The organism is Alkaliphilus crotonatoxidans, from assembly GCF_054658015.1.
In genome coordinates, this window is record NZ_BAAHXS010000004.1 from 1706596 (window position 1) to 1729838 (window position 23243).

A 23243-nucleotide genomic window follows, 5' to 3' on the forward strand; every position below is an offset into this window, starting at 1 on the left:
AATGATTGAATTAAAAAATATATGCAAGTTATATAAAACTAATAATACATTTGCATTACAAAATATTAATTTATCCATTGATAAGGGTGAATTTATAGCAATATGCGGTAGAAGCGGTGCGGGAAAGTCCACACTGATCAATATACTAGGCTTTCTTGATCATTTTACAAAGGGAGAATATTTTTATAATAATCAAAGGGTTGGACAAAGAGACTTTAAGAAGCAATTAAATTTAAGGAAAAACAAGATTGGTTTTGTAGTTCAAAATTTTGCATTAATACCGGATAATTCTGTTTTCTATAACATTTCACTTCCTCTATGTATCAAGGTCTTACAAAAGGACAAGTTGAAAAGAAGGTTGAAGAAGTATCAGAAATGTTGAATATTAATCATTTATTAAAGCGTTTTCCACGGCATATATCAGGGGGAGAAAGTCAAAGAGTTGCCATTGCACGTACCCTAGTTAATAACCCGGACATAATTTTGGCTGATGAACCAACGGCATCCCTTGATGATAAAAACGAGCAAATTATTCTAGATATTTTTAAAGAGCTAAATCGAAAAGAAATCACAATTGTCGTAGTAACCCATGATCAAAATGTTGCCAAAAAAAGTAAGCGAGTCATCGAATTGTCTGACGGGAAAATTGTTTCTGACAATATGATCCTTGAAGGGAACAGAGGATCATGACAACGATTTAACTTAATTAAATATGATGTAAGCCGGATTGATAAAATCACATTCGCATAAAGACACTCATAAGGGCATAAGGTATTGGAATATATTTAATTAGAATATTTTCCATATGAAGGAGACCTTCCATGTTAAAGTCCAATAAAAGTTTTCTAAAGGGTGCTTTTATCTTAGCTGCTGCAGGGCTATTTGCAAAATTTCTGGGTATTTTCTTTAAAATTCCCCTACAGCATCTGCTGCACGATGAAGGAATGGGCCTGTTTGGGTTACCTTACCCCATTTATACGGTACTGCTTTCTGTCTCATTAATTGGCTTTCCGGCAGCCATCTCGAAAATAATTTCCGAAAAAATAGCCCTGGGGGATGAAGCAGGGGCTGATAAGGTCTTTCGAGTGTCCTTTTTTATGCTATTAGTCATAGGCCTCGGTAGCTCGTTGTTTTTGCTATTCTGTGCCAATACCATTATTCGCTTGCTTGATTGGCCCCAGGAGGCCTATTATTCAGTTATGGGCCTTGCCTTTGCACCATTATTGGTATCTATCATGTCAGCCTTTCGAGGCTATTTCCAAGGAATGCAAATTATGCATCCCACGGCGGTTTCCCAGATTATAGAGCAAATCGGTCGGGTTGTCGTGGGCCTTTCCCTGGCCTATGTCACCATTGAAATGGGCATCGGCTTTGCTGCCGGGGCGGCATCCTTTGGGGCCACCGGCGGTGCCCTTTTGGGAACTGTGGTTCTGTTGGTATATTACCTTAAGTACAGAAAAAATAAAGTAAAAAAGGGAAGATCCATCAATCGTGATACCGCCTGGGCAATTGTAAAAAGATTAACCTGGCTGGCTTTGCCCATCACCATAGGGGCGGTCTTAAGCTCTGTAATGGGAGTAATTGATTCCGTTATTGTTCATTCCAGGCTGATTCAAAGTGGCTATACCCTAGAGGGAGCCACGATTCTTTATGGCAGATTAACGGGAAAGGCCACTACCCTAATGAATGTTCCCTTAACCTTTAGCATGGCCATGTCTGCCAGTCTGGTGCCGGCTGTTTCAGAATCCCTTAGTAAAAGAAGGCTCATGGAGCTTACAGATAAAATAACCTCAGGAATCAAAACCACCATCATCATTGCTTTGCCAGCCACTGTGGGGCTGTCGCTGCTGTCAGAGGAGATTGTTCACCTGCTGTGGGGAAGCAATGAAGCCGGGGGAGACATTTTAAAGATTGTGGCCCTTAATGTCATCTTCATTGCTCTGGCCCAAACCCTGACAGGAATTCTACAGGGAATGAACCGTGTATTTATTCCTGTGTTTAATTTATTAATAGGGGTATTGGTAAAGCTGGTGGTGAGCTATATTTTACTGGCCAGTCACCTGAATATCATCGGTACGGTTATTGGTACCATCTGTAGCTATTTTGTCATAATGGCCCTTAATTTTTTGCAGCTGAGAAGATTAATTAAATTTAAAATGTCTCCCCTGGAGCTTTTCATTAAGCCGGGGCTGGCAACCTTGGTAATGGCAGCTTGTGTGAAGGGTGCATTTCATTTTATCTATGGTGTAACCTTGAGGGAAGCTGTGGCTACCCTGGGGGGGATTTTTATCGGCGGCATAATTTATTTTGTTGTACTATATTTAACTGGTGCAATTGATTTTGAAAAAAGGCGTCTATTTTAGTAAATTTAAGATCAGTTGAATAAAAAAATCCCACTATTTTCAATTTTTAATGAATAGTGGGTATAATTTTGTCCAAAATAATAGAAGTAAGGTTTTTTAAAAAAACCAGTTATTTGAATAAGGAGGTTTTACATTGAAACGTGTAAAAGGTATTACATTCCTATTGGTTGTATTATTGGTGCTGGGTTTTACGGTAGGGTGCCAGCCACAGCAGCCCGAGGAGCCGCAAGAACCTGAAACTCCCCCACAAAATACTACTCCACCGCCCACAACAGGCAACAATGAGGAAGTAAACTACGAGGATGGTACCCATACGGCAGAAGGAGAGCCCGATGAGCGGGGCTGGAAGGCAATGATCGAGATTACAGTGGCCGATGGAAGAATTACAGAAGTTAACTATGAGGAAGAAAATGAAGAAGGAAACCTGAAGTCTGAAGATGAGGAATATAATCAACGATGGGAAGAAGCCTCAGGGGTTAGTGCCCCCGAAGCCTATGAGCAATTGGAAAATTCCTTAATTGAAAATCAAAATCCTGAGCAGGTTGATATGGTCACTGGTGCCACCAGTGCTTCAGAAAAATTTGTAGAATTAGCCACAGAAGCCTTGAAATAGCAGGAATTACCTCCCGTAATGGGAGGTTTTTCTTTTATATTATGAAGGCCATTGGTGGAATAATAAAATTAAATAAATAATCAAAAGAAAGGGGATTAATGATATGGAAAAAAGATATGTTGTACAGTCAGAGCATGGTCTTTCAGATCCGCTAACAGAGCATGAAGCCGTTAGACAGGTTATGATTTATGCAGATCATGGCATTAATTCCCATATTATCACCGAAGAAGAGGCCCTGGATGGTGGAGGGCTTCAATAAAACATCACTTCTTAGGGCCCATAGGGGCCCTTTTTTCAAAACTATGAAACAGGGAGGAACCATTATGGAGCAGAAATTTGTGATCAGAACCGAAGCCGGCATCTCGTCACCCATGGGCCGAGACCAGGCCATTGAAATGGTAAAGCAGTATGCCAGGGATGGTATTGAGGCCTATATCCTTTCAGAGGATGAGGGAGAACGTATTAAAGCCTTTAACAACGAGTTTAATCCTCCGAAATGGACCTGAAAATAGAGTAACCCTTTTATATATTTCCGTTGGTTAGCCCACAGCTTTTTAATACCTGTAGGCTAGGGCGTGTCTGAAAGCGTTGCTTTTCCTTGACGTACTCCTAGTATGCCTTCAAAAAAGCGCCTTGCTTGGAACAAAAATTCAGTAAAATCTGCACCCTTCGGAGCATTCAGACACACCCTACCAAATCTTTTTTATTTTTGGAATATGATTTCTTGAAATTTCAACGTTAATTCCATTATTAAGGGGCCAGTGCTATAATAAATAAATTAAGAAGGAAACGAAAGTAAAGGCCAGCTATTCCGGGAAAAAAACCATCATATCGCTCCAAAATATCCTTGTAAATCGAATGTTAAATCATGTAATATATACAATATGTAGTAGAAAAAGACATAGATCAGTACAATAGGAGGGGTATTATGGCTGTGACAAAGATACAAAAAAGAAGTGGGGAAATAGTAGATTTTGACTCCCAAAAAATTAGAGATGCCATATTTGCAGCGGCAAAATCAGTTGAGGGAAATGATGAAGTGACGGCTGTTAAGCTGACCAAGATTGTTGTTGACATTATCAACGAAACCTATGGCGCCGGGGTTCCATCGGTGGAGGATATTCAGGATGTCGTGGAAAAGGTATTAATCGAAGAGGGCCATGCTAAAACAGCAAAGGCCTATATACTTTATCGAAAAAAGCATGAAGAGATGCGGGAGGTCAAAAATCTTTTCATGGATGCCGAAAAAATGGTAGAGGAATACATCAATCTGGAGGATTGGAGAGTCAATGAAAATGCCAATATGGGCTTTTCACTGCAGGGGCTTAACAACCACATAGTTGAGAGTATTACTACGAAATATTGGCTAAATAAAATATACCGAAGGGAGCTCAGGGATGCCCATATCCGCGGCGATTTACATATTCACGACCTGGGGCTTTTGGCCCCCTATTGCTGTGGCTGGGATTTAGAGGCATTTTTGACCATGGGCTTTAAAGGTGCCAAGGGAAAAATTGAATCAAAGCCTCCAAAGCATTTTGAATCGGCCCTGGGGCAGCTGGTGAACCTATTATATACCCTGCAGGGTGAATCGGCAGGAGCCCAGGCGGTTTCCAGTATTGATACCTACCTGGCCCCTTTTATATACTATGACAATTTGAGTTTCGATCAGGTAAAAAAGGCGATTCAACGGTTTGTCTTTAACCTGAATGTGCCGACCAGGGTTGGCTTTCAGACCCCCTTTACCAATGTAACACTGGATATTACCCCTCATCAGCTGCTAAAAAATCAACCCGTTATCATTGGCGGAAAACATATGGATAAAACCTATGGGCAATTTCAAAAAGAAATGGATATGTTCAATATAGCCTTCTGTGAGGTTATGATGGAAGGCGATGGAGCAGGCAGGGCCTTTAGCTTCCCTATTCCTACCGTTAACATTACTGATGATTTCCCCTGGAATTCTGAGGTGGTTAATTCAATCATGGAAATGACAAGGAAATTTGGTACACCGTATTTTGCAAACTTTGTTAATTCAGACCTTTCGCCGGAAGACATTCGGTCAATGTGTTGCCGGCTTAGGCTGGACAATCGTGAGCTTCGAAAACGGGGAGGCGGATTATTTGGGGCTAACCCCTTAACAGGCTCTATTAATGTTGTTACCTTAAATATGGCCAGGGTGGGTTATTTGGCAAAAACGCCAGAGGATTTTAAAAAACGTGTAAGGGAATTAATGGAGTATGCCAAGGAAATTTGCGAGGCCAAGCGAAAGATATTAGAGGGCTACATGGATGCCGGTCTATATCCCTACTCAAGATATTATCTGCAGGGGGTAAAGGATGGCACAGGAGAATATTTTAAAAATCATTTTTCCACCATTGGGCTGAATGGTATGAATGAAGCCTGTATTAACCTCCTTGGCAAGGATATTACCACACCTGAGGGCAATGAATTTGCCGTAGAGGTAATGGAATTTATGAATCGAGTCATTCAAATTTTCCAGGAGGAAACCGGAAGCCTTTGGAACTTGGAAGCATCTCCAGCCGAAGGGACTGCCTATCGCTTTGCCAGAATCGACAAAAAGATGTTTCCTAAAATCTTTGCCCAGGGGCAGGATGAGCCCTATTATACCAACTCTACCCAATTACCAGTGGGTCATACCAGTGATATCTTCGAGGCCATTGAATTGCAGGAGCGCCTTCAAACCCTTTATACAGGGGGAACGGTGTTACATGGCTTTATAGGAGAAGAAATAGATAATATCGAAACCTGTAAGCAGCTATTGAAAAAGGTCATGGAAAACAGCAGCATACCCTACATCACCATTACGCCAACCTTCTCCATCTGCCCGGATCATGGCTATCTTTCAGGTGAACATTTTGAATGTCCTGATTGTGGTAAGGAATCAGAGGTCTGGACAAGGGTGGTGGGCTTCCATCGGCCGGTTCAAGCGTGGAACAAGGGAAAGCAAGAGGAATATAAGGACCGGCGGGAATTCAATACCCAAGAAAGCCTGCTGAATGTTGAAAAAATTGAGGAAAAAGAGGCATTTGCCGTTTCATAGAGGGTGATAAAGTGAATATTTTAGGAATAGAAAAATCCTCCTTTATAGATTATCCTGATAAAATTACAACCGTCGTCTTTACCGGCGGTTGTAATTTTAGGTGCCCCTATTGTCATAACCGGCAAATGGTTTTAGGTGAGGGGCAGCCCATTCAAGCCCGGGAGGTACTGGAATTCTTAATGAAGAGAAAAAAATATATTGATGCGGTCTGTATTTCAGGAGGAGAACCAACCCTGCAGCAGGGGCTGTACCATTTTATTAAGGAGCTGAAGCAGGCTGAATTTTTTGTTAAGCTCGACACCAATGGTACCGCTCCGGGGCTTATCAGACTGCTTTTGTCGGAAGGACTTTTAGATTATGTAGCCATGGATATTAAAGCCCCCTTGTCAAAATATCAAGCAATCACAAAGACGGCGGTGGCGATAGAAAAAATTAAGGAATCCATTGAACTGATCAGCGCTTCATCAATCGATTATGAATTTAGAACCACTGTCTGTGAGGAATTCTTTACCCAGGAGGATATACTGGAAATAGCGGAATATATAAAGGGGGCCAGGGGGTATTTTTTACAGAATTTTAGAGATTCAGACATGGTTTTAGGCGGAGTGGGCAGACTTAAACCAATGGAACAAAAGAAATTGGCAGCCATAGCTGAAATCATTAAGCCCTATTTTCAAAGCTGCCGGGTCAGATGAGTCTGAATAAGAAATTGAGGTGACAAATATGGAAATGCCCAAGGATTTCCTGATTAAAATGGAAGGCCTTTTAAAGGAAGAGTATGATGCCTTTATAAAAAGCTACTCAGAGGAAAAAAAACAGGGCTTAAGGGTCAATACCCTGAAGGTAGATGTCAAGGAATTTATGGAAAAAAGCCCTTTTATGTTGAAGCCGGTGCCCTGGGCCCAAACAGGCTTTTATTATGGTTCCCTGGATCGGCCCGGCAAGCACCCCTATCATGAGGCCGGCCTCTATTATATACAAGAACCCAGTGCCATGGCAGTGGCAGAGCTGGTGGCCCCTCAGCCCGGCGAACGGATACTGGATTTATGTGCAGCTCCGGGAGGTAAAACCACCCATATGGCGGCTAAAATGAACCAGCAGGGCCTTTTAGTGGCCAATGAAATACATCCTGCCCGGGCGAAGATACTGGCCCAGAATGTAGAGCGAATGGGAATTAAAAATGCTGTGGTGATGAACGAAAAACCAGAAGCACTGGTTAGGTACTTCCCTGCATATTTTGACCGAATCTTGGTGGATGCCCCCTGTTCAGGGGAAGGAATGTTCCGGAAGGACCCCCAGGCCTGTCTGGAATGGAGCAAGGAAAATGTACTGGCCTGTGCAGATCGACAGAGTCAAATACTGGCCCAGGCAGCAGAGCTGCTGAAACCCGGAGGCAGGCTGGTTTATTCCACCTGTACCTTCTCACCGGAGGAAAATGAAGGGGTGATTAATCGTTTCATTGGCCTCAATCCATTCTTTGAAATAGAAGGGGTTCAAGTCTACGAAGGCTTCAGCCGGGGCAGGGCCCAGTGGGTTCCGGAGGGATCTGAATATCTTGAGAAAACCCTACGCTTGTGGCCCCACAGGCTTCATGGGGAAGGCCACTACATTGCTGTATTAAAAAAGACGACGGGGAAAGAATCGGGTGTTTTACAAGAGGCAGAGGGATTGACCGATTCAAAAATTCCTAAGGATTATCTTCAATTTCTAAAGGAAGCCATGATAGATTCCCCCCGGGGAAAATATCATCTCTTTGGAGACCAGTTATATATATTGCCTGAGGAAATGATTTCCCTTAAAAACCTGAGGGTAGTACGCCCCGGCTGGCATCTGGGTACCCTTAAAAAAAATCGCTTTGAGCCCTCCCATGCCCTGGCATTGACATTAACACCAGAGGAGGTAAACCACCATATAAACCTAAAAATTGATTCCCCCGAAGTCGTAAAATATTTAAAGGGTGAAGCCCTTATAGCTCAGGGGCCCAAGGGCTGGTACCTTGTGACTGTAGAGGGCTATAGTCTGGGCTGGGGGAAGCTGGTAGATCAAAGGCTGAAAAATCATTATCCCAAGGGATTACGTTGGGTTTAGCCTTAGTAGTTTTGATCGGCTTTAAACTATTCTGATAAGCAGGAGGCGATTTAGATGAAAAAGGTGCTGATGCTCCATGGTATTAATCACAATATGTTCGGCTTAAGGGACCCAAAACAATATGGAAATATGACCCTGGAGGAAATTGATGAAAAATTAAAGAACCTGGCGGAGGAGCTGGGGGTTGAACTAATCACCTTTCAAACAAATCATGAGGGTGAAATGTGCGAAAGAATCCATCAAGCCTTTTTAGAAAAGGTGGATGCTGTGGTGATTAATGCCGGAGCATGGACACACTACAGCTATGGTATAAGGGATGCCCTGGCTATTTTGACAGTACCAATTGTAGAGGTACATATGTCTAATATTCATGCAAGGGAGGCATTCCGGCACCACTCTGTTTTTGCCGATATCGTTAAGGGGCAAATTTGTGGGTTTGGGTTAGACAGCTACCTGTTAGGGCTGAGGGCAGCCATCGGTGCCATGGATTAAGGATTAGTCCTTCGGTATTAATAAATATAATGTGTAAAGATAGCCAGGGATAAGCCCTGGCTATTCAGCTTTATTGTATATTTTTCATTGCATCCTCAGCAAATCGAGTAATAACAATTTCTTCATAGGGAACTGGTTCAGTCAGCTCACCGGCGTCAATCATAATGTCCTGAAGGCGATCCAGGCCATCCTTTGTTAATACCAGGTTAGGGGCCCAGGAACCGATGGAACGATAGCGCTCCACCACGGTGGTAAGGGTTGCTATATCAGTGTCAGGAAAATGGGGTTGAATTGATTTGGCCACCTCTTCAGCACTATGGGATTCCACCCAAAGCATTCCCCGGTAGATGGCGTTGGTGAATTTCTGAATAACTTCAGGATTATTTTCAATATAGCTCTTGGTGGCGGAATAGGCAGTATAGGGAATGTAACCACTTTCTGCGCCGACAGAGGCTACTACATAGCCCTTACCCTCCTGTTCAATAATGGTGGCACTGGGTTCAAACAATGTAGTATAATCCCCTTCGCCCCCTGCAAAGGCTCCGGCCATAACACCGAATTGAATATCGGTTCTGACGTTCAAATCATTTCCAGGAATCAAGCCGTGCTGCTTTAGCACGTATTCCAGTACCATATTGGGCATGCCCCCCTTACGCCCTCCTAAAATTTCCTTTCCCCGCAGGTCCTCCAGCTGAAAATCGGGTTCGGGAATTCTTGAAACAATAAAGGAACCATCCCGCTGGGTTAATTGGGCAAAGTTCACCACAAAGTCGTCCTTTCCTTGATTATAAACATAAATAGAAGCCTCAGGGCCCATAAAGCCTATGTCAGCCTGGTTGCTTAGCAGAGCCGCCATTACCTTATCTGCCCCCTTGCCATCGATTATTTCCACCGAGAGGCCCTCCTCCTCAAAAAAGCCCTCGGTTAAAGCTACATATTGGGGTGCATAAAAGACCGAGTGGGTAACCTCCATCAGCTGAATCTTTGTCATTGTATCCTTTTGGCAGCCATAGAATAGAATAGTAGTAAGCAGTAGCAATAACAGCATTGCCAGAGCAATAACCTTTGACCGCATAAATTTTCCTCCATTCATTAATTTCTACAATTTAACAATATAATCTATCATATTCGGCCCTGCTGTGAAGTGTTACCCAGTAATGAATAGTAATACTAAAAAAGGCATACAATGGAAATAAAGGATTGATTGGACTTGGAGGAGATTAGATGTCCTGGAACATTAAAATATACCCCGGTAAGAATCGTTATGGATATATAAAAGGTGAAATAGATCATTTTAGCTGGTATGCATTGGTTCATAAGGAAGCAGTTGAATATGGGATCAATCCCTATAGTCTGGAATATGGAAAGGGAAGGATTTCAAGACTCTGCATTTATAAGGATATCCCTATGTCGGCCTATACCAAAAGGCTGATTTATGCCAATTACAAAAGGAAATGGGAAGTTTTCAACAACAGTTATGATGCCATGATTCGATACCTGATAGAATATTTAGAGAGGATATATTCAATTAGGCTGGTGAAATAAACTGCTTAAAGGTATATTTTTAAGACTTTTCGCTGCAAGCTTTTTAGTAGGCTCCTTCCTAATTTGTTAAAAAGATGATATGATATAATAAGGAAAAAATAATTAAAAAGCAGTAAGCAGCAGGAAAAGAGGGATACGATGAATATACCAAATATACTAACCGCCATAAGATTTGCATTAATACCGATATTTATATTGATATTTTTCTCAGCTTCATCCAATTATGTAATTTACGGACTGATTATCTTTCTTTTGGCAGGGGCCACAGATATGCTTGACGGCTATATTGCCAGGAAGTATAACCTTATTACTAAATGGGGCCAGGCTATGGACCCCCTGGCCGATAAGCTCATGTTAATAACCGTGTTAATATCCTTTACCATCAAGGGGTTGTTTCCTCCGTGGGTTATTTTGATTGTAGGTCTAAAGGAAACCATGCTGGTGATGGGGGGCATCTTCCTTTACACTCGAAAAAATAAGGCGGTTTTACCGGCTAATCACTACGGTAAAATAGCAACAGTGCTATTTTATATAGTTGTTATTTGGGTTGCCCTGGGGCTGCCCCTCGCCAGACCCCTGACGATTTTTGCAGTAGCCTTTACAGCCGGTGCCTTTATTAATTATTTCATTCTGGGATTAAAAATTGTCAAAAATCAAGCTTCAATGGAGAATGAACCGGAAAAATTGTCTTGACAAATCCTATAAAACCCTTATAATATTTTTTAATACTTGACAAAATATATATTAAAGGTTATTCTTAAAGACACAATTTGATAAAGTAAAGGCTGAGAAGAAGAGGAGTAGATAATAAGCCCCATCAGAGAGAAGGGCCCTTGGCTGAAAGGTTCTTCAGGGAAGTGAGTTATCGAAGGTAGCTTTGGAGCTGCTGTATTGAAATCGTAGTAAATACAGTCGGGTGACCGTTAATTTGTTGAAGTGCCTGCTATTGTTATAAGTGCAGGAATTAAGGTGGTACCGCGAATCGAACCCTTCGTCCTTATTGAGGATGAAGGGTTTTTTAGTGCACATAATCAAGTATTAAGGGGAAGGAGAGGGAGCCTTGTTTTATTTAGGTTTGGTGGTTCTATTGATAGGGGCCATTGCCGTGTATTTAAACAAATTCATTGAAAAACGCACTTCCTTAACGGCCCAACAGGCCCTTTGGGTTAAAGCAGTGGGTCTCTTGATGGTTATTTTGGGCGCAATATTGATAATATTAAGTGAATTTCCGCAGGAATTGGAGTTTTTACGATTTATAAATTTAGGAGGGAAAACTTATGAATAACAATTTACCAAAAAATTACAACCCCCAGGAATTTGAAGACAGAATTTATCAGGAATGGCTCGATAATCACTATTTTCATGCCAAGGTGAATCCTGATAAAAAGCCCTTCTGTATTGTATTACCTCCCCCCAATATTACAGGGCAGCTTCATATGGGCCATGCCTTAGATCATACCCTACAGGATGTATTAATTCGCTGGAAGAGAATGCAGGGGTTTGAAGCCCTGTGGCAGCCGGGTACCGATCATGCCAGTATAGCCACTGAGGTAAAGGTGGTGGAAAGGCTTAAGGAAGAAGAGGGCTTAACAAAGAAGGATATAGGCCGAGAGGGCTTTCTGAAGCGAGCATGGCAGTGGAAGGAAGAATATGGCGGTAGAATCCTGGAGCAAATGCAAAAGCTGGGGGATTCCTGTGATTGGGAGCGGGAGCGCTTTACCATGGATGAAACCCTTAGCAAAGCAGTCACTGAGGTGTTTATCAAGCTCTACGAAAAGGGCTTAATCTATCGAGGAAACCGAATCATCAACTGGTGCCCCGAATGTAAAACCTCCATTTCAGATGCAGAGGTAGAGCATGAGGAACGAGGCGGCCATTTCTGGCATATCAAATATCCGGTTAAGGGCAGTGATGAAACAGTTGAGATTGCCACCACAAGGCCGGAAACCATGCTGGGTGATACGGCTGTAGCAGTTAACCCCAATGATGAACGCTATCGGCATCTTATTGGCAAAACCCTTATATTGCCCTTAATGAATCGGGAAATCCCCGTTGTAGCTGATGAATATGTTGATCCGGAATTTGGAACAGGGGCCGTGAAAATTACCCCTTCCCATGATCCCAATGACTTTGAGGTTGGGTTAAGACACAATCTTCCTCAGATTTTAGTAATGAACGAAGACGCTACTATTAATGAAAAGGGCGGTCAATATGCTGGGCTAAGCCGTTATGATGCCAGAAAGCAAATTGTAAAGGATTTAGAGGCCCAGGGGTATCTGGTAAAGGTAAAGGAGCACAATCATAATGTGGGCCATTGCTATCGGTGCAATACAGTTGTAGAGCCTGTAACGTCGCTGCAATGGTTTGTTAAGATGGAGGAATTGGCCGCTCCTGCCATTGAGGCAGTCAAAAATGGCAGCATCAAATTTGTACCCGAGCGATATGGCAAAACCTACCTTCATTGGCTAGAAAATATTAAAGACTGGTGTATTTCCAGGCAGCTTTGGTGGGGTCACCGAATTCCGGCCTACTACTGCCAGGACTGCGGTGAAGTAATTGTTTCAAAAACAGCTCCTCAAGCCTGCCCAAAATGCCAGTCAAACACCTTCAAGCAGGATGAGGATGTATTAGATACCTGGTTCAGTTCAGCCCTATGGCCCTTTTCCACCCTGGGTTGGCCGGAAAAAACACCAGAATTAGAATACTTTTATCCAACCGATGTGATGGTGACAGGCTACGACATTATCTTCTTCTGGGTTGTAAGAATGGCCTTTTCAGGTCTGGAATTTATGAAGGAGGTTCCCTTCAAGCATGTGTTGATTCACGGGATTGTCAGGGATAATGAAGGAAGAAAAATGAGTAAATCCCTAGGAAATGGCATTGATCCCCTTGAGGTAATCAAGCAGTATGGAGCCGATGCCCTACGCTTTACCCTATTGACAGGAAATTCCCCGGGAAATGACATGAGGTTCCATATGGAAAAGCTGGAATCTAGCAGAAATTTTGCCAATAAGCTTTGGAACGCCACCCGATTTGTGATTATGAACCTTGATGAGGAGACCCCCGACTATGAAGGGGTTAAGGATCATTTTAGCTCAGCCGACTATTGGATTATGTCGAGATTAAATGAATTAATTAAAGATGTAACCGATAATATGGATAAGTTCGAACTTGGGCTGGGGGCTCAAAAACTCTATGAATTCATATGGAGTGAATACTGTGACTGGTATATTGAACTGGCAAAGCCAAGGCTCTATGGAGAGGATCAGGAAAAAAGAAGGGCAGCCCAATACACGCTGATTTATGTATTAAAGGATATTCTAAAGCTATTGCACCCCTATATGCCCTTTATTACCGAGGAAATATGGAGTTATCTGCCAAAAAAAGAAGAAAGTCACATTATTACTGCTCCCTGGCCGGTATTCCAGGAGGATCAAAGCCATCGGGAAGCGGAAGAGAAAATGATATTAATTATGAGTGCCATTAAAAATATCCGTAATGTAAGGGCCGAAATGAATGTGGTTCCTTCTAAAAAGGCCAAGCTGTTCATGGTGGCGGCCTCTTCCATAACGGCAGATATAATTCTAGAGGGAAAACAATATTTCAATACGTTGGCAGGGATATCAGAAATAAATGTGCTTTCAAACCAGGATGAAATTCCGTCTGATTCAGTTTCCATTGTGGTGCAGGGGGCTGAGCTCTTCATTCCATTGGATGATTTGATTGATTTTGAAAAGGAAATAGAACGACTGGAAAAGGAAAAGAAAAAGCTGGAGGCCGAAATAAAGCGGGTAACTGGAAAGCTTTCCAATGAGGGCTTCCTGTCTAAGGCTCCAGAGGCTTTGATTCAGGAGGAACGTCAAAAAGAAGTCAAATTTCAACAGATGATGTCAACAGTGATGGAAAGATTGAATTCACTTAAAGGAAAAAAACAATAAATACTTAAGCTCCTGCTGACCGGCGGCCTACAGACGATTATTCTTAAATAGGAGTTTCTGGCCGACACTGGTTAAGCAGGGGCTTACCACTTCCATTGGGGTTTTGTTAAGAGGATAGATAGAGCATACATTATAAAAACGGAGGAAAACAACAATGAATTATCTTGAAGCACTGGACTTTATCCATGGTACCAATCAATTTGGCAGCAAGCTGGGCCTTGAAAACATACAATACTTGTTGAAGCTATTGGGCAGTCCCCAGCAAGGGCTGAAGATAATCCATGTGGCCGGTACCAATGGCAAAGGCTCTACATCGGCCTTTCTTCACGGTATTTTAAAAATGGCAGGATATCGGGTAGGTCTCTATACCTCACCCTATTTAGAAACCTTTACAGAACGAATACAAATAAATGGTGAAAAAATTCCAGAGGAAAAGCTGGCTCATTATACAGCAAGGGTAAAGGAAAAAATACAGCAGATGGTGGAGGAGGGAAAAAACCACCCCACTGAGTTTGAGGTAGTTACTGCCATTGCCTTTACTTATTTTCAAGAGGAACAGGTGGATTACCTAGTACTGGAGGTGGGTCTTGGAGGACGGTTGGATGCCACCAATGTGGTTGAAGCCCCCTTGGTTTCTGTCATTACTCCCATTGGCTTCGATCATATGCAATACCTGGGAAACAGTCTTGAAGAGATTGCCTTTGAAAAGGGGGGAATTATTAAAAATAATTGTATAACAGTCATATCTCCCCAGCAGGAGGAGGCAATGACGGTCTTGAAGGAGCTGTGCCTGGAAAGGAACAGCCGATATGTTCCAGTCCAGCCAGGAAATCTTAAGGTCCATTCCAGCAGCCTGGAGGGCCAATGCTTTTCGGTAGAAATGATGGATACTTTCTATCATGAGGTTAAAATAAAAATGCTGGGGCAGCATCAAATTGACAATTGCTGTACGGCCCTTTGGGTTATAGAAGCCCTTAAGCGGTATGCCGATTTAAAAATTCAAAAAGAGGATCTGTACAAGGGTCTTAATGAAACCATCTGGCCAGGAAGACTTGAGGTTTTAAGAAAAAGCCCCCTGACCATTATTGATGGTGCCCATAATACCCATGGAGCCGAGGCCCTGAAGCAAAGTATTGTGGAGCTTTTAAGGGATTACCAGATTACACTGGTCATTGGTATGCTGGCCGATAAGGATGTGAAGGGATACCTTGATCTGATTATTCCCCATGTTCAACGGGTGGTTGTAACAAGACCCGATAATCCCAGGGCCATGGAGCCGATCCAGTTGGCAGAGCTAATTAAAGGGTATTCAAAGCCGGTATGGATACAGGAAAATATACCCCGGGCAATTGAAGAAGCCTATGGAATAACAAAAGAAAATGAAGCAATAATTGTGGCCGGTTCCCTTTATATGATTGGTGAAGCCAGGAAGTATATTAAAAATCTCTTAACAGAATAAGTATACAACTCCCTAACTTGAATATACTGTTTATAAACAAGGTTAAGGGGGTTTTTTTATGAGGGTAATTCCCTTTCGGCAATATAAGCACTGGAGCGAGGAACGGATTCTGGAGGAAATAGAAAATACGCTGAAACGAAACAGAGAAAATCATCAGCACCAGTATTTAGATAATTTAAATCAACTGTTTCGTGAAGCTAAATTAAGGGGACTGGCTTTACAGCAGGAGGAAATGTGGAGAAAAATATTATATTATATAGATGAGTAATTAGCAGTTTGCCATTCAATCACACATCTATCAACCCTTCATATATTAGATATATAGCTTTGACGTCTGGAAGGGGTAGGGTGATGATGGGGTGATGGAATGGGTTATTTAGCGAGAGGCAATTTGATTATTTCCAACTTTAGTGAGGATACGATCTCAATAGTTGATGGCAAGGAATGGAAGGAAATTAAAAGGATTTCATTGAATAAAACAAGGCAGCTTTTCCCGCCGGAGCCTTTAGGACCTCACCATATTGCCATTGACAGTAACTTAATGTATTTATATGTAACCAACTCGCATCACAATAGTCTGTCAAAGGTGGATTTAATACAGGAAAAAACCCTGGAGGTAGTTTCTGTTGGAAGCTGTCCTAGTCAGGTGATAATCTGCAAAAAGTACAACGCATTATATGTGGCCAATTCTGATTCTAATAGTATTACTGTTCTTGATTTAGACAGCTTTGAGGTATTATTGCAGATACCCACAGGAGAAATGCCCCATGGCATGGCCCTGACAAGGGATCAGGAGCGATTATTTGTAGCAAATCGAGATACCAAAACCCTTACCGAAATTTCAACCCTGACAAATCAAAAGGGGTCAAGCATATCAGTTGATTTAAATCCCTGGCATCTAAGACTAAGTAAAGACGGGAAGCTTTTATATGTGGTGAATTACGGCTATCTTAACGGTGAAAAGGGAATCATTGATGTTTACGACCTTCATGTCATGGAAAAGATAGATAGAATACTAATTGGCAGGATGCCCGTAGAGATTATTGGAGATATCCATAATGAGCATTTATATATTACAGATTCTGATGCCAGTCTAGTCTATGTCTATCAATTGAAGCATAAAAAAATCATTGCTGAAATTCCCGTCAGTCCCATGCCCCATGGTATTGATATGGACCATGAGCGGGGCTTGATCTATGTCACAAGTATACAAAAAAACGTAGTAGATATTATAGATTGCGGCAGGCTTACCCTGATTAATCAGATTAACGTAGGGAAGGAGCCCACCAGTGTTGTTATAATCTAATAGAGGTTGATAAATCAATACAAGGCCTTAAATTATGCAAAATATTTAATCTATTCAACAACCTATAATAAAGAAAATTAAAGGGTTGACATCAGCCCTTTATATTTTTTTCTTCTATTAACATGGAAATGAGATTGCTGTAAATTTTTTGTGTATTTTCCTTCCAATTTTGACATATAATTTTAGCCTGTTTTGTATTGGCAACATTCAAGCTGATGTTGATCAGGGGTGTATCCCTTTCAATCACCTTAAGGGTGACTAAAACATCATTTTCGTCAAGCTTGACATAGTCTGCCTCCACCTCGGCACGCTTTAACAGCTGCTTTTTTTTGATGCTTAATAAATGATCGATTTTTTCCAGCTGCTCCCTTGATAACCGATTAATAAAGTATTTTAGTGTATTTCTTCCCTTATCGGTTATAATAAATTGCTGCTGTTCTTTATGTTCTTCGATGATGAAGCCAGATTCCTGTAGTTCTGAAAAAAACTGCTGAAACATGAAGTAATTCATCAGGTCATTCTCTAAAACAAAATCAGTGATCTGACTATGGGTAATGGGAATTTCAAGCTTTTCAAAAATATATAATAGAAGTAGCTTCTTTTCAGCCAGTTGTTGGGATGAATTGACAAACATTTTTCACCCTCCTTTCGATGCCCTTATTAATATATTAATTCATTTTGATGATTTTTTAAAGAGGAATAATTGTCGAGAAAATGATAATGTAATGCAACAATTAAAAAAAGGAGACACTAAAAATTAGCGTCTCCTTTTTACAAATAGTTATATTACTGTCTGCTCATGTTCTGTTCAGCGTATTCGACAAGTCTTTTTGTCATAAATCCGCCGACATAACCATTTTGTCGAGAAGTCAAGCTTCCCTTGTCAATGCTTTCGTAGTTGGAAAGACCAAGCTCATTGGCAATTTCCATCTTCAATTGATTTAATGCTTGTCGAGCTTCGGGAACAACAATTCGATTTCTTGCTGCCATAATATCCGCCTCCTTCAAGCTATCTAATGAAGTTTAAACTACTGAGCCAAATACAACAGATGGCTGTTGTATTAATTATATTTTTTCCCCCAACAAAAATATTATGTTAGGAAGTTCCTTGTACAAATATGAATTAATGGAATGGTGGTAAATTTGTCTCAGGTCTTATCTTATATTAATACATAAGATACTAGAGGATGCTTGTCCTGTGAAATTTTGCTATAATAATAAATGAGGTGAAAATATGGAAAAACAAAAGCAATTGACAGAATATATTTTAGAGCAAGGAATAAATCGGGTCGGCTACAGTCAATTGTCAGAGCTGCTGCCGACAAAATACCGTCATTTAAAAAGCGGTATTACCATTGCCCTGCGACTGGCAGACGAGGTGGTAAGTGAAATTGATGTAAAAAATGGACCAACCCCCACCTATTTCCATCATTATCGCACGGCCAATGCTTTAATTGATCAGGTTACCTTTAAAATTAGCTCAAGGCTTCAGGAATGGGGTTATTCTGCGCTACCCATTGCTGCCTCCCAATCTATTAATATAGAGGGCTGGAATTATCGTGGTCTTTTTCCCCACCGAACCGGGGCGGTCATGTCGGGCCTGGGGTGGATTGGAAGGAATTGCTGCCTAGTTACCGAGGAATTTGGGCCAAGGGTTCGGTTAGGTACCGTTTTAACCAACATGGAATTTCAATATGGTACACCAATACTGAAATCCCAATGTGGTGATTGTAAAGCCTGTGTTGAAGCCTGTCCGGCGGCTGCATTAACCGGTAAGGAATGGGTGCCTGGTGATCCCCGGGAGGATCTCTTTGACCCTGAGCTTTGCAGTAATCACATGAAACGGCAATACCAGAAAATTGGCAGAGGTGCAGTCTGCGGAATTTGTGTTAAGGTTTGCAGCAAAGGCACTCATATTTTAAAAAGATAAATTGTAATCATATTATTACCGCCATGAAGGATTAAAAACAATGAAAGATTAAGGTCGGGAGGAAAATTATGTTAAATAAAAAAATCATTATTTTCTTAATTGTGGCTTTGACCCTTTTTTTAGCTGCCTGTTCAAAAAAGCCCGTAGCTGATGAATATCCCCCTGAGAAGGAAGTCGGTCAAGGTCAGCCAGCAATAAATCATGCTTCCGATGTGACTAAGGAAGAAGAGATAGAAGAAGGGGATCAGCCTATTGACCTGGCTGAAATTCAACCCAATGAAGCGGGGGAAATCATGGTATTAATGTATCATCATATCAAAGAGCCCGAAGCAGAGTGGTCCAGAACCCCTGAAAATTTTAGAAAAGATTTGGAAGTGCTTTATGAAAAGGGTTTTCGTCCTATTAGCCTTACAGACTATGTAAGGGGGAATATTACCACAAAGGCCGGGTTTACGCCGGTGGTCTTGACCTTCGATGATGGAAATCAAAATAATTTCAATATGCTTCAGGAAGAAGATGGTCAATGGAGGATTGACCCAGATTCGGCAGTTGGAATCTTGACAGAGTTTCATGAAAGGCATCCGGATTTCCCCTTGGAGGCAACCTTTTTTATTAATGGCGGGGTTCCCTTCGGACAACCGGAATGGGTGGATTACAAATTAAATTATTTAGTTGAAAATGGCATGGATATTGGAAACCACACCAATACCCATGTAAATTTTACCAGTGCTGATCAAGGTGTGATCGAATCAGAAATCGGAAGCTTAATTGAACTGGTTAGCACCTATTTGCCCGACTACCAGGTCAATACCCTGGCCCTTCCCTTTGGCTCAAAGCCCAGGAATCAAGAGCTGTTTCAGCATATTGTAAAGAGCCGCTGGCAGGGAAGGGATTATGAAAACATTGCTATCCTGGAGGTGGGCTGGGACCCTTATCATTCCCCCTACCACCAAGGCTTTGATCCCCAGCGGATAAGACGGGTCAGAGCCAGCGAAACCAAGGTAGACGGGGTGGGTATGTATGATTGGCTGCGGGCCTTTGAAGAGGGAAGAAGAATCCGGTTTATCAGTGATGGTAACCCTGAAATCGTAACGGTTCCAGAAAAATATGCCGACCTTCTTGATGGCGCGATAGAAGGGCGCAGCCTTAAAACCTATTCCTTGGAATAGGCCATGGTTGACAATACCATTTTTTCATCATATAATTACCTTGTAAAAGTAAATTTAAAGGGAGTTTGTTTTATGATAGAGGTTGTTCTTAACAAGTAATTGAATAGTAGAAGAAATAGAGCCTTCTTAATTTCTGCCTGCAAGCTGGGTTGCTTTGTTGTGCTTTCTTTCTTCTGCCAATTGTTAAGAACACAGGCCCCTATAGAAGTAAATGAAGCCGTGTGAACCACGGTTTTTTTGCATCCAATAAATGGTTAATTTTTCCATTTGTTATCCCTTTTAGAGACAATAGTGCAGCTTATTGTCAAGCCAGGCCGTAGATGACTGTGTTCATTTACGGTTTTTTTTATGCAAAAAAATATTAAAAAGGAGGCTTTAAACATGAATCATTCAGCAAAGGAACAACTAGAATTCAATAAAATTAAGGAAATGCTTGCTCAGTATATTTTATCCCCCAAGGGGCTTCAACGGGTGGAAGCCCTTGAACCAATTACCGAGGGGCAAGTTATAAAAACGTGGCTTACGGAAACAACCGAAGCAAAATCGATCCTGGGGGTCACATCATCAATTCCCCTCCACAGCCTGAAGGGAATTGATGATGTAATTGAAAAGCTGGGAAAGGGAATGGTGCTGCGGCCCGGTGAATTATCAAATCTGGGGGACTTTTTAGAAAATGCCATTCGTATGAGACGGTTTATGGAAAAAGTTCAGGAAATGGCCCCCTTGGTCAGCAGCTATGGAAAATCTATTTATCAATTAACAGATTTAATTGAAGAAATTCAGCGTTGTATACGTCATAACCGGGTAGATGACAGGGCCTCATCCACCCTGTCAAAAATCAGAAAGCGAATGCAAATTTTAGAGGAACGATTGAAGCATAAGCTGGAAGGCCTCATGAAGTCAATGGGTGCCCAGGATTATCTTCAGGATCAGGTGGTTTCCATGAGACAAGGTCGTTATGTTCTACCGGTTAAAAAAGAATATGGAAAAAATCTCGAAGGAGAGATTCTGGACCATTCCAACAGTGGTTCAACCCTGTTTATCGAACCAAAGGAAGTCCAAAAGCTTCAAAGTGAGCTTAGCCAATTAAAGATTCAAGAGGAACAAGAGGAATACAAAATATTGGCCCAGCTTACAGTCATGGCCGAGGCCCATGAAAGGGAAATTCGTATTAATGAAGAAACTATGGTGAACTACGATTTTCTCTTTGCCAAGGCAAAGCTCAGCCGCAGTATGAATGGAAACCCGGTGGAGCTGAACGAAGAAAATCAAATTCATATTCAGGGGGGCAGACATCCTTTAATTATAAAGGACAGTGTTCCACTGGATTTTAGCATCGGTAAGGATTATCGTACCTTGGTCATTACTGGTCCCAATACCGGCGGAAAAACAGTGGCACTGAAGACGGTGGGCCTCTTGACCATGATGGTTCAGTCAGGACTTCATGTCCCTGTGGAGGGGGCAAGTCAATTTGCAGTATTTGAAGATATTTTGGTGGATATTGGGGACGGTCAAAGTATCGAGCAATCCTTGAGCACCTTTTCGGCCCATTTGAAAAATCTAATTAATATCATCAATTTTGTCTCAGAAAAAACCCTTGTCATTGTAGACGAATTGGGGGCTGGTACAGACCCCGGTGAGGGAATGGGGTTGGCAATGGCTGTGCTGGAGCTGTTATATCAAAGGGGAGCCATTACCCTGGCCACTACCCATTATAGTGAAATCAAAAACTTTGCCATGAAGCAGCCAGGCTTTCAAAATGGTTGTATGGAATTTGATATTCAAACCTTAAGACCCCTCTATCAATTGAGCATTGGTAAAGCAGGGGAAAGCAATGGCTTTTTAATCGCATTAAGGCTGGGCATGCCACAGCAGGTTATTTCCAGGGCCCATGAATTTACCTATCAAGAGGCCAAGGATTACCATGAAATCATTAAACAATTAGAGAAGACTGCGGAAATGAATGTGGCAAGGGCTTCTGAAATCCTTGAGGAAAACAAATCTGTTAAAAAAGAAATATTATTTCAGAGCAAGGCAAAAAATGCCCAGAAGGAACTGGCCGAGAAGTTTAAAATAGGAGACAGTGTTTATATCAGTAATCTAAACCGAATAGGGATTGTATGTGAGCTGCCCAACCAAAAAGGTGAGGTGGGGGTAATGGTGATGAAAAAAAAGCTCAAAATCAACCACAAGCGACTCTCCCCCTATATAGACCGTGATGAGCTGTATCCAGAAGACTACGATCTGGATATTGTATTAGAGACCAAGGAAAATCGAAAAAAGAAAAAAATAATGGAGAAAAAATATGTCAAGGGATTAACCATTGAACATCGTGATTAATCCCTTGCCAGGGCCCTGGCAATCCTCACCAAATAAGGGCAAAAGGGCAGTAGTATGATCGTTGAGATAAGGTTAAAGAGGCTATGGCTATGGGCAATTTGTCTGACCGGGTTATTGGGGGAGAGAAAAACAGCCAAACGACATAGCCAGTTGATAAATGGAAAAATCAGCATGACTCCCAATGAATTAAAAAGCAGGTGAATCAAGGCGGCTCTTTTTCCTGTTGTGCTTAGCTGCAGGCTGGCTAAAAGGGTGGTGGCACAGGTTCCAATATTTTGCCCCAAAAGAATTGGAACGGCAGAGGTAATGGTAAGGCTGCCGCCGGCAGCCATGGATTGCAAAATTGCCACCCCCGTGCTGCTGCTTTGAATAATTGCGGTACTAAATAAGCCCATTAGCATTCCCAGAAAGGGTTTTCTGCCCAATTCCAACAGGATTTCCTGAAAGCGCAGAACCTCCTGTAAAGGGGAAAGACCCTTACTCAAGAGGTCTATTCCGATAAAAATTAGAGAAAAGCCTATTATCGTGTCTCCCAGGCTTCTGCCCCGTTTCCATACTAGGCCTGTAAATACGCCCAGGAATAATGAGAAGGGGGCTAAGGCTGCAACATTAAAGGCAATTAGCTGGGCCGTAATGGTGGTGCCTATATTAGCTCCCATAATCATGGGGGCAATTCCATCCAGTGTTAAGAGCTTTGCCTCTGCTAGGCCCACCAGTAAAAGGGTGGTTCCACTGCTGGATTGAATTACCATGGTAATCAAGGTGCCCATTAGCATTCCCAGAAGGGGGTGAGGGCTCCTTTGCTTGATTCGTTTTTTCAGACGGGTACTGGCAAGGGATTGGAGTCCCCTGGTCAGCAGGCTCATTCCCAATAAAAAAAGGCTGATGCCGCATAGGGCTAATGAAATAAAGGAAAACATAAAATCACCCCCTGCT

General features: G+C 41.9%; 24 protein-coding genes and 1 other annotated feature. Of the genes, 20 read left to right on the forward strand and 4 right to left on the reverse strand.

Features of this window, described 5'->3' with window-relative positions; translation table 11 throughout:
- Position 1: 1 nt before the first annotated feature.
- The 10 genes from ACYQ1I_RS10770 to aroQ all read left to right on the forward strand — a co-directional run bounded on the left by ACYQ1I_RS10770 (position 2) and on the right by aroQ (position 8620).
- Complete coding sequence (locus ACYQ1I_RS10770) at positions 2-382, forward strand: ATP-binding cassette domain-containing protein (protein ID WP_459765116.1); 381 nt, start codon at positions 2-4, stop codon at positions 380-382.
- A complete protein-coding gene (locus ACYQ1I_RS10775) occupies positions 376-690 on the forward strand; it encodes an ATP-binding cassette domain-containing protein (protein WP_459765118.1) in 315 nt (104 codons plus the stop codon). The genes ACYQ1I_RS10770 and ACYQ1I_RS10775 overlap by 7 nt, the downstream gene beginning before the upstream one ends.
- Before the next feature lie 131 nt (positions 691-821).
- Positions 822-2363, forward strand: coding sequence for a putative polysaccharide biosynthesis protein (locus ACYQ1I_RS10780; RefSeq protein ID WP_459765120.1), 1542 nt, complete (start codon positions 822-824; stop codon positions 2361-2363).
- 133 nt (positions 2364-2496) lie between these two features.
- Positions 2497-2976 (forward strand): FMN-binding protein, encoded by a 480-nt coding sequence (locus ACYQ1I_RS10785; RefSeq protein ID WP_459765122.1) that lies wholly within the window; start codon positions 2497-2499, stop codon positions 2974-2976.
- 103 nt (positions 2977-3079) lie between these two features.
- Positions 3080-3235, forward strand: coding sequence for a hypothetical protein (locus ACYQ1I_RS10790; protein ID WP_459765124.1), 156 nt, complete (start codon positions 3080-3082; stop codon positions 3233-3235).
- A 64-nt stretch (positions 3236-3299) separates the two neighbouring features.
- Positions 3300-3482, forward strand: a complete 183-nt coding sequence (locus ACYQ1I_RS10795; protein WP_459765126.1) for a hypothetical protein — start codon at positions 3300-3302, stop codon at positions 3480-3482.
- A 422-nt stretch (positions 3483-3904) separates the two neighbouring features.
- Complete coding sequence (locus ACYQ1I_RS10800; protein WP_459765128.1) at positions 3905-6040, forward strand: ribonucleoside triphosphate reductase; 2136 nt, start codon at positions 3905-3907, stop codon at positions 6038-6040.
- A gap of 11 nt (positions 6041-6051) precedes the next feature.
- Complete coding sequence (locus ACYQ1I_RS10805; RefSeq protein ID WP_459765130.1) at positions 6052-6735, forward strand: anaerobic ribonucleoside-triphosphate reductase activating protein; 684 nt, start codon at positions 6052-6054, stop codon at positions 6733-6735.
- Positions 6736-6763: 28 nt separating this feature from the next.
- Positions 6764-8128 carry an RsmF rRNA methyltransferase first C-terminal domain-containing protein gene (locus ACYQ1I_RS10810; protein ID WP_459765132.1) on the forward strand — a complete coding sequence of 455 codons (1365 nt, stop codon included), beginning with the start codon at positions 6764-6766 and terminating at the stop codon, positions 8126-8128.
- A gap of 54 nt (positions 8129-8182) precedes the next feature.
- Entirely contained in the window at positions 8183-8620 is a 438-nt protein-coding gene (aroQ, locus tag ACYQ1I_RS10815) for a type II 3-dehydroquinate dehydratase (protein WP_459765134.1), read from the forward strand.
- A 70-nt stretch (positions 8621-8690) separates the two neighbouring features.
- Here aroQ and ACYQ1I_RS10820 read toward each other — a convergent pair whose 3' ends face one another.
- Positions 8691-9695 carry an ABC transporter substrate-binding protein gene (locus ACYQ1I_RS10820; protein WP_459765136.1) on the reverse strand — a complete coding sequence of 335 codons (1005 nt, stop codon included), beginning with the start codon at positions 9693-9695 and terminating at the stop codon, positions 8691-8693.
- Between the two features lie 149 nt (positions 9696-9844).
- Between ACYQ1I_RS10820 and ACYQ1I_RS10825 the strand changes: the two genes are divergently transcribed.
- The 7 genes from ACYQ1I_RS10825 (at position 9845) to ACYQ1I_RS10855 (ending at position 16868) form a co-directional block, all read left to right on the forward strand.
- Positions 9845-10165 (forward strand): DUF7678 domain-containing protein, encoded by a 321-nt coding sequence (locus ACYQ1I_RS10825; RefSeq protein ID WP_459765138.1) that lies wholly within the window; start codon positions 9845-9847, stop codon positions 10163-10165.
- A gap of 138 nt (positions 10166-10303) precedes the next feature.
- Positions 10304-10858 (forward strand): CDP-alcohol phosphatidyltransferase family protein, encoded by a 555-nt coding sequence (locus tag ACYQ1I_RS10830; protein ID WP_459765140.1) that lies wholly within the window; start codon positions 10304-10306, stop codon positions 10856-10858.
- A gap of 85 nt (positions 10859-10943) precedes the next feature.
- Positions 10944-11167 (forward strand) — a binding site (T-box leader).
- Between the two features lie 58 nt (positions 11168-11225).
- The gene (locus ACYQ1I_RS10835) at positions 11226-11450 is read left to right on the forward strand and encodes a hypothetical protein (protein WP_459765142.1); all 225 of its coding nucleotides are present in this window, start codon (positions 11226-11228) and stop codon (positions 11448-11450) included.
- A complete protein-coding gene (locus tag ACYQ1I_RS10840) occupies positions 11443-14103 on the forward strand; it encodes a valine--tRNA ligase (RefSeq protein ID WP_459765144.1) in 2661 nt (886 codons plus the stop codon). Before ACYQ1I_RS10835 ends, ACYQ1I_RS10840 begins: the two co-directional genes overlap by 8 nt.
- Positions 14104-14257: 154 nt before the next feature.
- Entirely contained in the window at positions 14258-15562 is a 1305-nt protein-coding gene (locus ACYQ1I_RS10845) for a bifunctional folylpolyglutamate synthase/dihydrofolate synthase (protein ID WP_459765146.1), read from the forward strand.
- A gap of 58 nt (positions 15563-15620) precedes the next feature.
- Positions 15621-15830 carry a hypothetical protein gene (locus ACYQ1I_RS10850; RefSeq protein WP_459765148.1) on the forward strand — a complete coding sequence of 70 codons (210 nt, stop codon included), beginning with the start codon at positions 15621-15623 and terminating at the stop codon, positions 15828-15830.
- Positions 15831-15929: 99 nt separating this feature from the next.
- The gene (locus tag ACYQ1I_RS10855) at positions 15930-16868 is read left to right on the forward strand and encodes a YncE family protein (RefSeq protein ID WP_459765150.1); all 939 of its coding nucleotides are present in this window, start codon (positions 15930-15932) and stop codon (positions 16866-16868) included.
- Positions 16869-16959: 91 nt separating this feature from the next.
- Here ACYQ1I_RS10855 and ACYQ1I_RS10860 read toward each other — a convergent pair whose 3' ends face one another.
- Together ACYQ1I_RS10860 and ACYQ1I_RS10865 are read right to left on the reverse strand one after the other, a co-directional pair.
- Positions 16960-17502: a DUF4364 family protein gene (locus ACYQ1I_RS10860; protein ID WP_459765152.1), complete on the reverse strand. Its 543-nt coding sequence runs from the start codon at positions 17500-17502 to the stop codon at positions 16960-16962.
- Between the two features lie 152 nt (positions 17503-17654).
- Positions 17655-17858: an alpha/beta-type small acid-soluble spore protein gene (locus tag ACYQ1I_RS10865; RefSeq protein WP_459765154.1), complete on the reverse strand. Its 204-nt coding sequence runs from the start codon at positions 17856-17858 to the stop codon at positions 17655-17657.
- 244 nt (positions 17859-18102) lie between these two features.
- Here ACYQ1I_RS10865 and ACYQ1I_RS10870 point away from each other — a divergent pair, with 244 nt between their 5' ends.
- From ACYQ1I_RS10870 to ACYQ1I_RS10880, 3 genes are all read left to right on the forward strand, one after another.
- Entirely contained in the window at positions 18103-18798 is a 696-nt protein-coding gene (locus ACYQ1I_RS10870) for a 4Fe-4S double cluster binding domain-containing protein (RefSeq protein WP_459765156.1), read from the forward strand.
- 68 nt (positions 18799-18866) lie between these two features.
- Positions 18867-19967 carry a polysaccharide deacetylase family protein gene (locus ACYQ1I_RS10875; RefSeq protein WP_459765158.1) on the forward strand — a complete coding sequence of 367 codons (1101 nt, stop codon included), beginning with the start codon at positions 18867-18869 and terminating at the stop codon, positions 19965-19967.
- A gap of 381 nt (positions 19968-20348) precedes the next feature.
- Positions 20349-22307, forward strand: a complete 1959-nt coding sequence (locus ACYQ1I_RS10880) for an endonuclease MutS2 (protein WP_459765160.1) — start codon at positions 20349-20351, stop codon at positions 22305-22307.
- On the opposite strand, the gene ACYQ1I_RS10885 is transcribed toward ACYQ1I_RS10880, so the two are convergent.
- The gene (locus ACYQ1I_RS10885) at positions 22304-23227 is read right to left on the reverse strand and encodes a Na/Pi cotransporter family protein (protein ID WP_459765162.1); all 924 of its coding nucleotides are present in this window, start codon (positions 23225-23227) and stop codon (positions 22304-22306) included. The two genes, ACYQ1I_RS10880 and ACYQ1I_RS10885, sit on opposite strands and share 4 nt — an antisense overlap.
- Between the last annotated feature and the right edge of the window lie 16 nt (positions 23228-23243).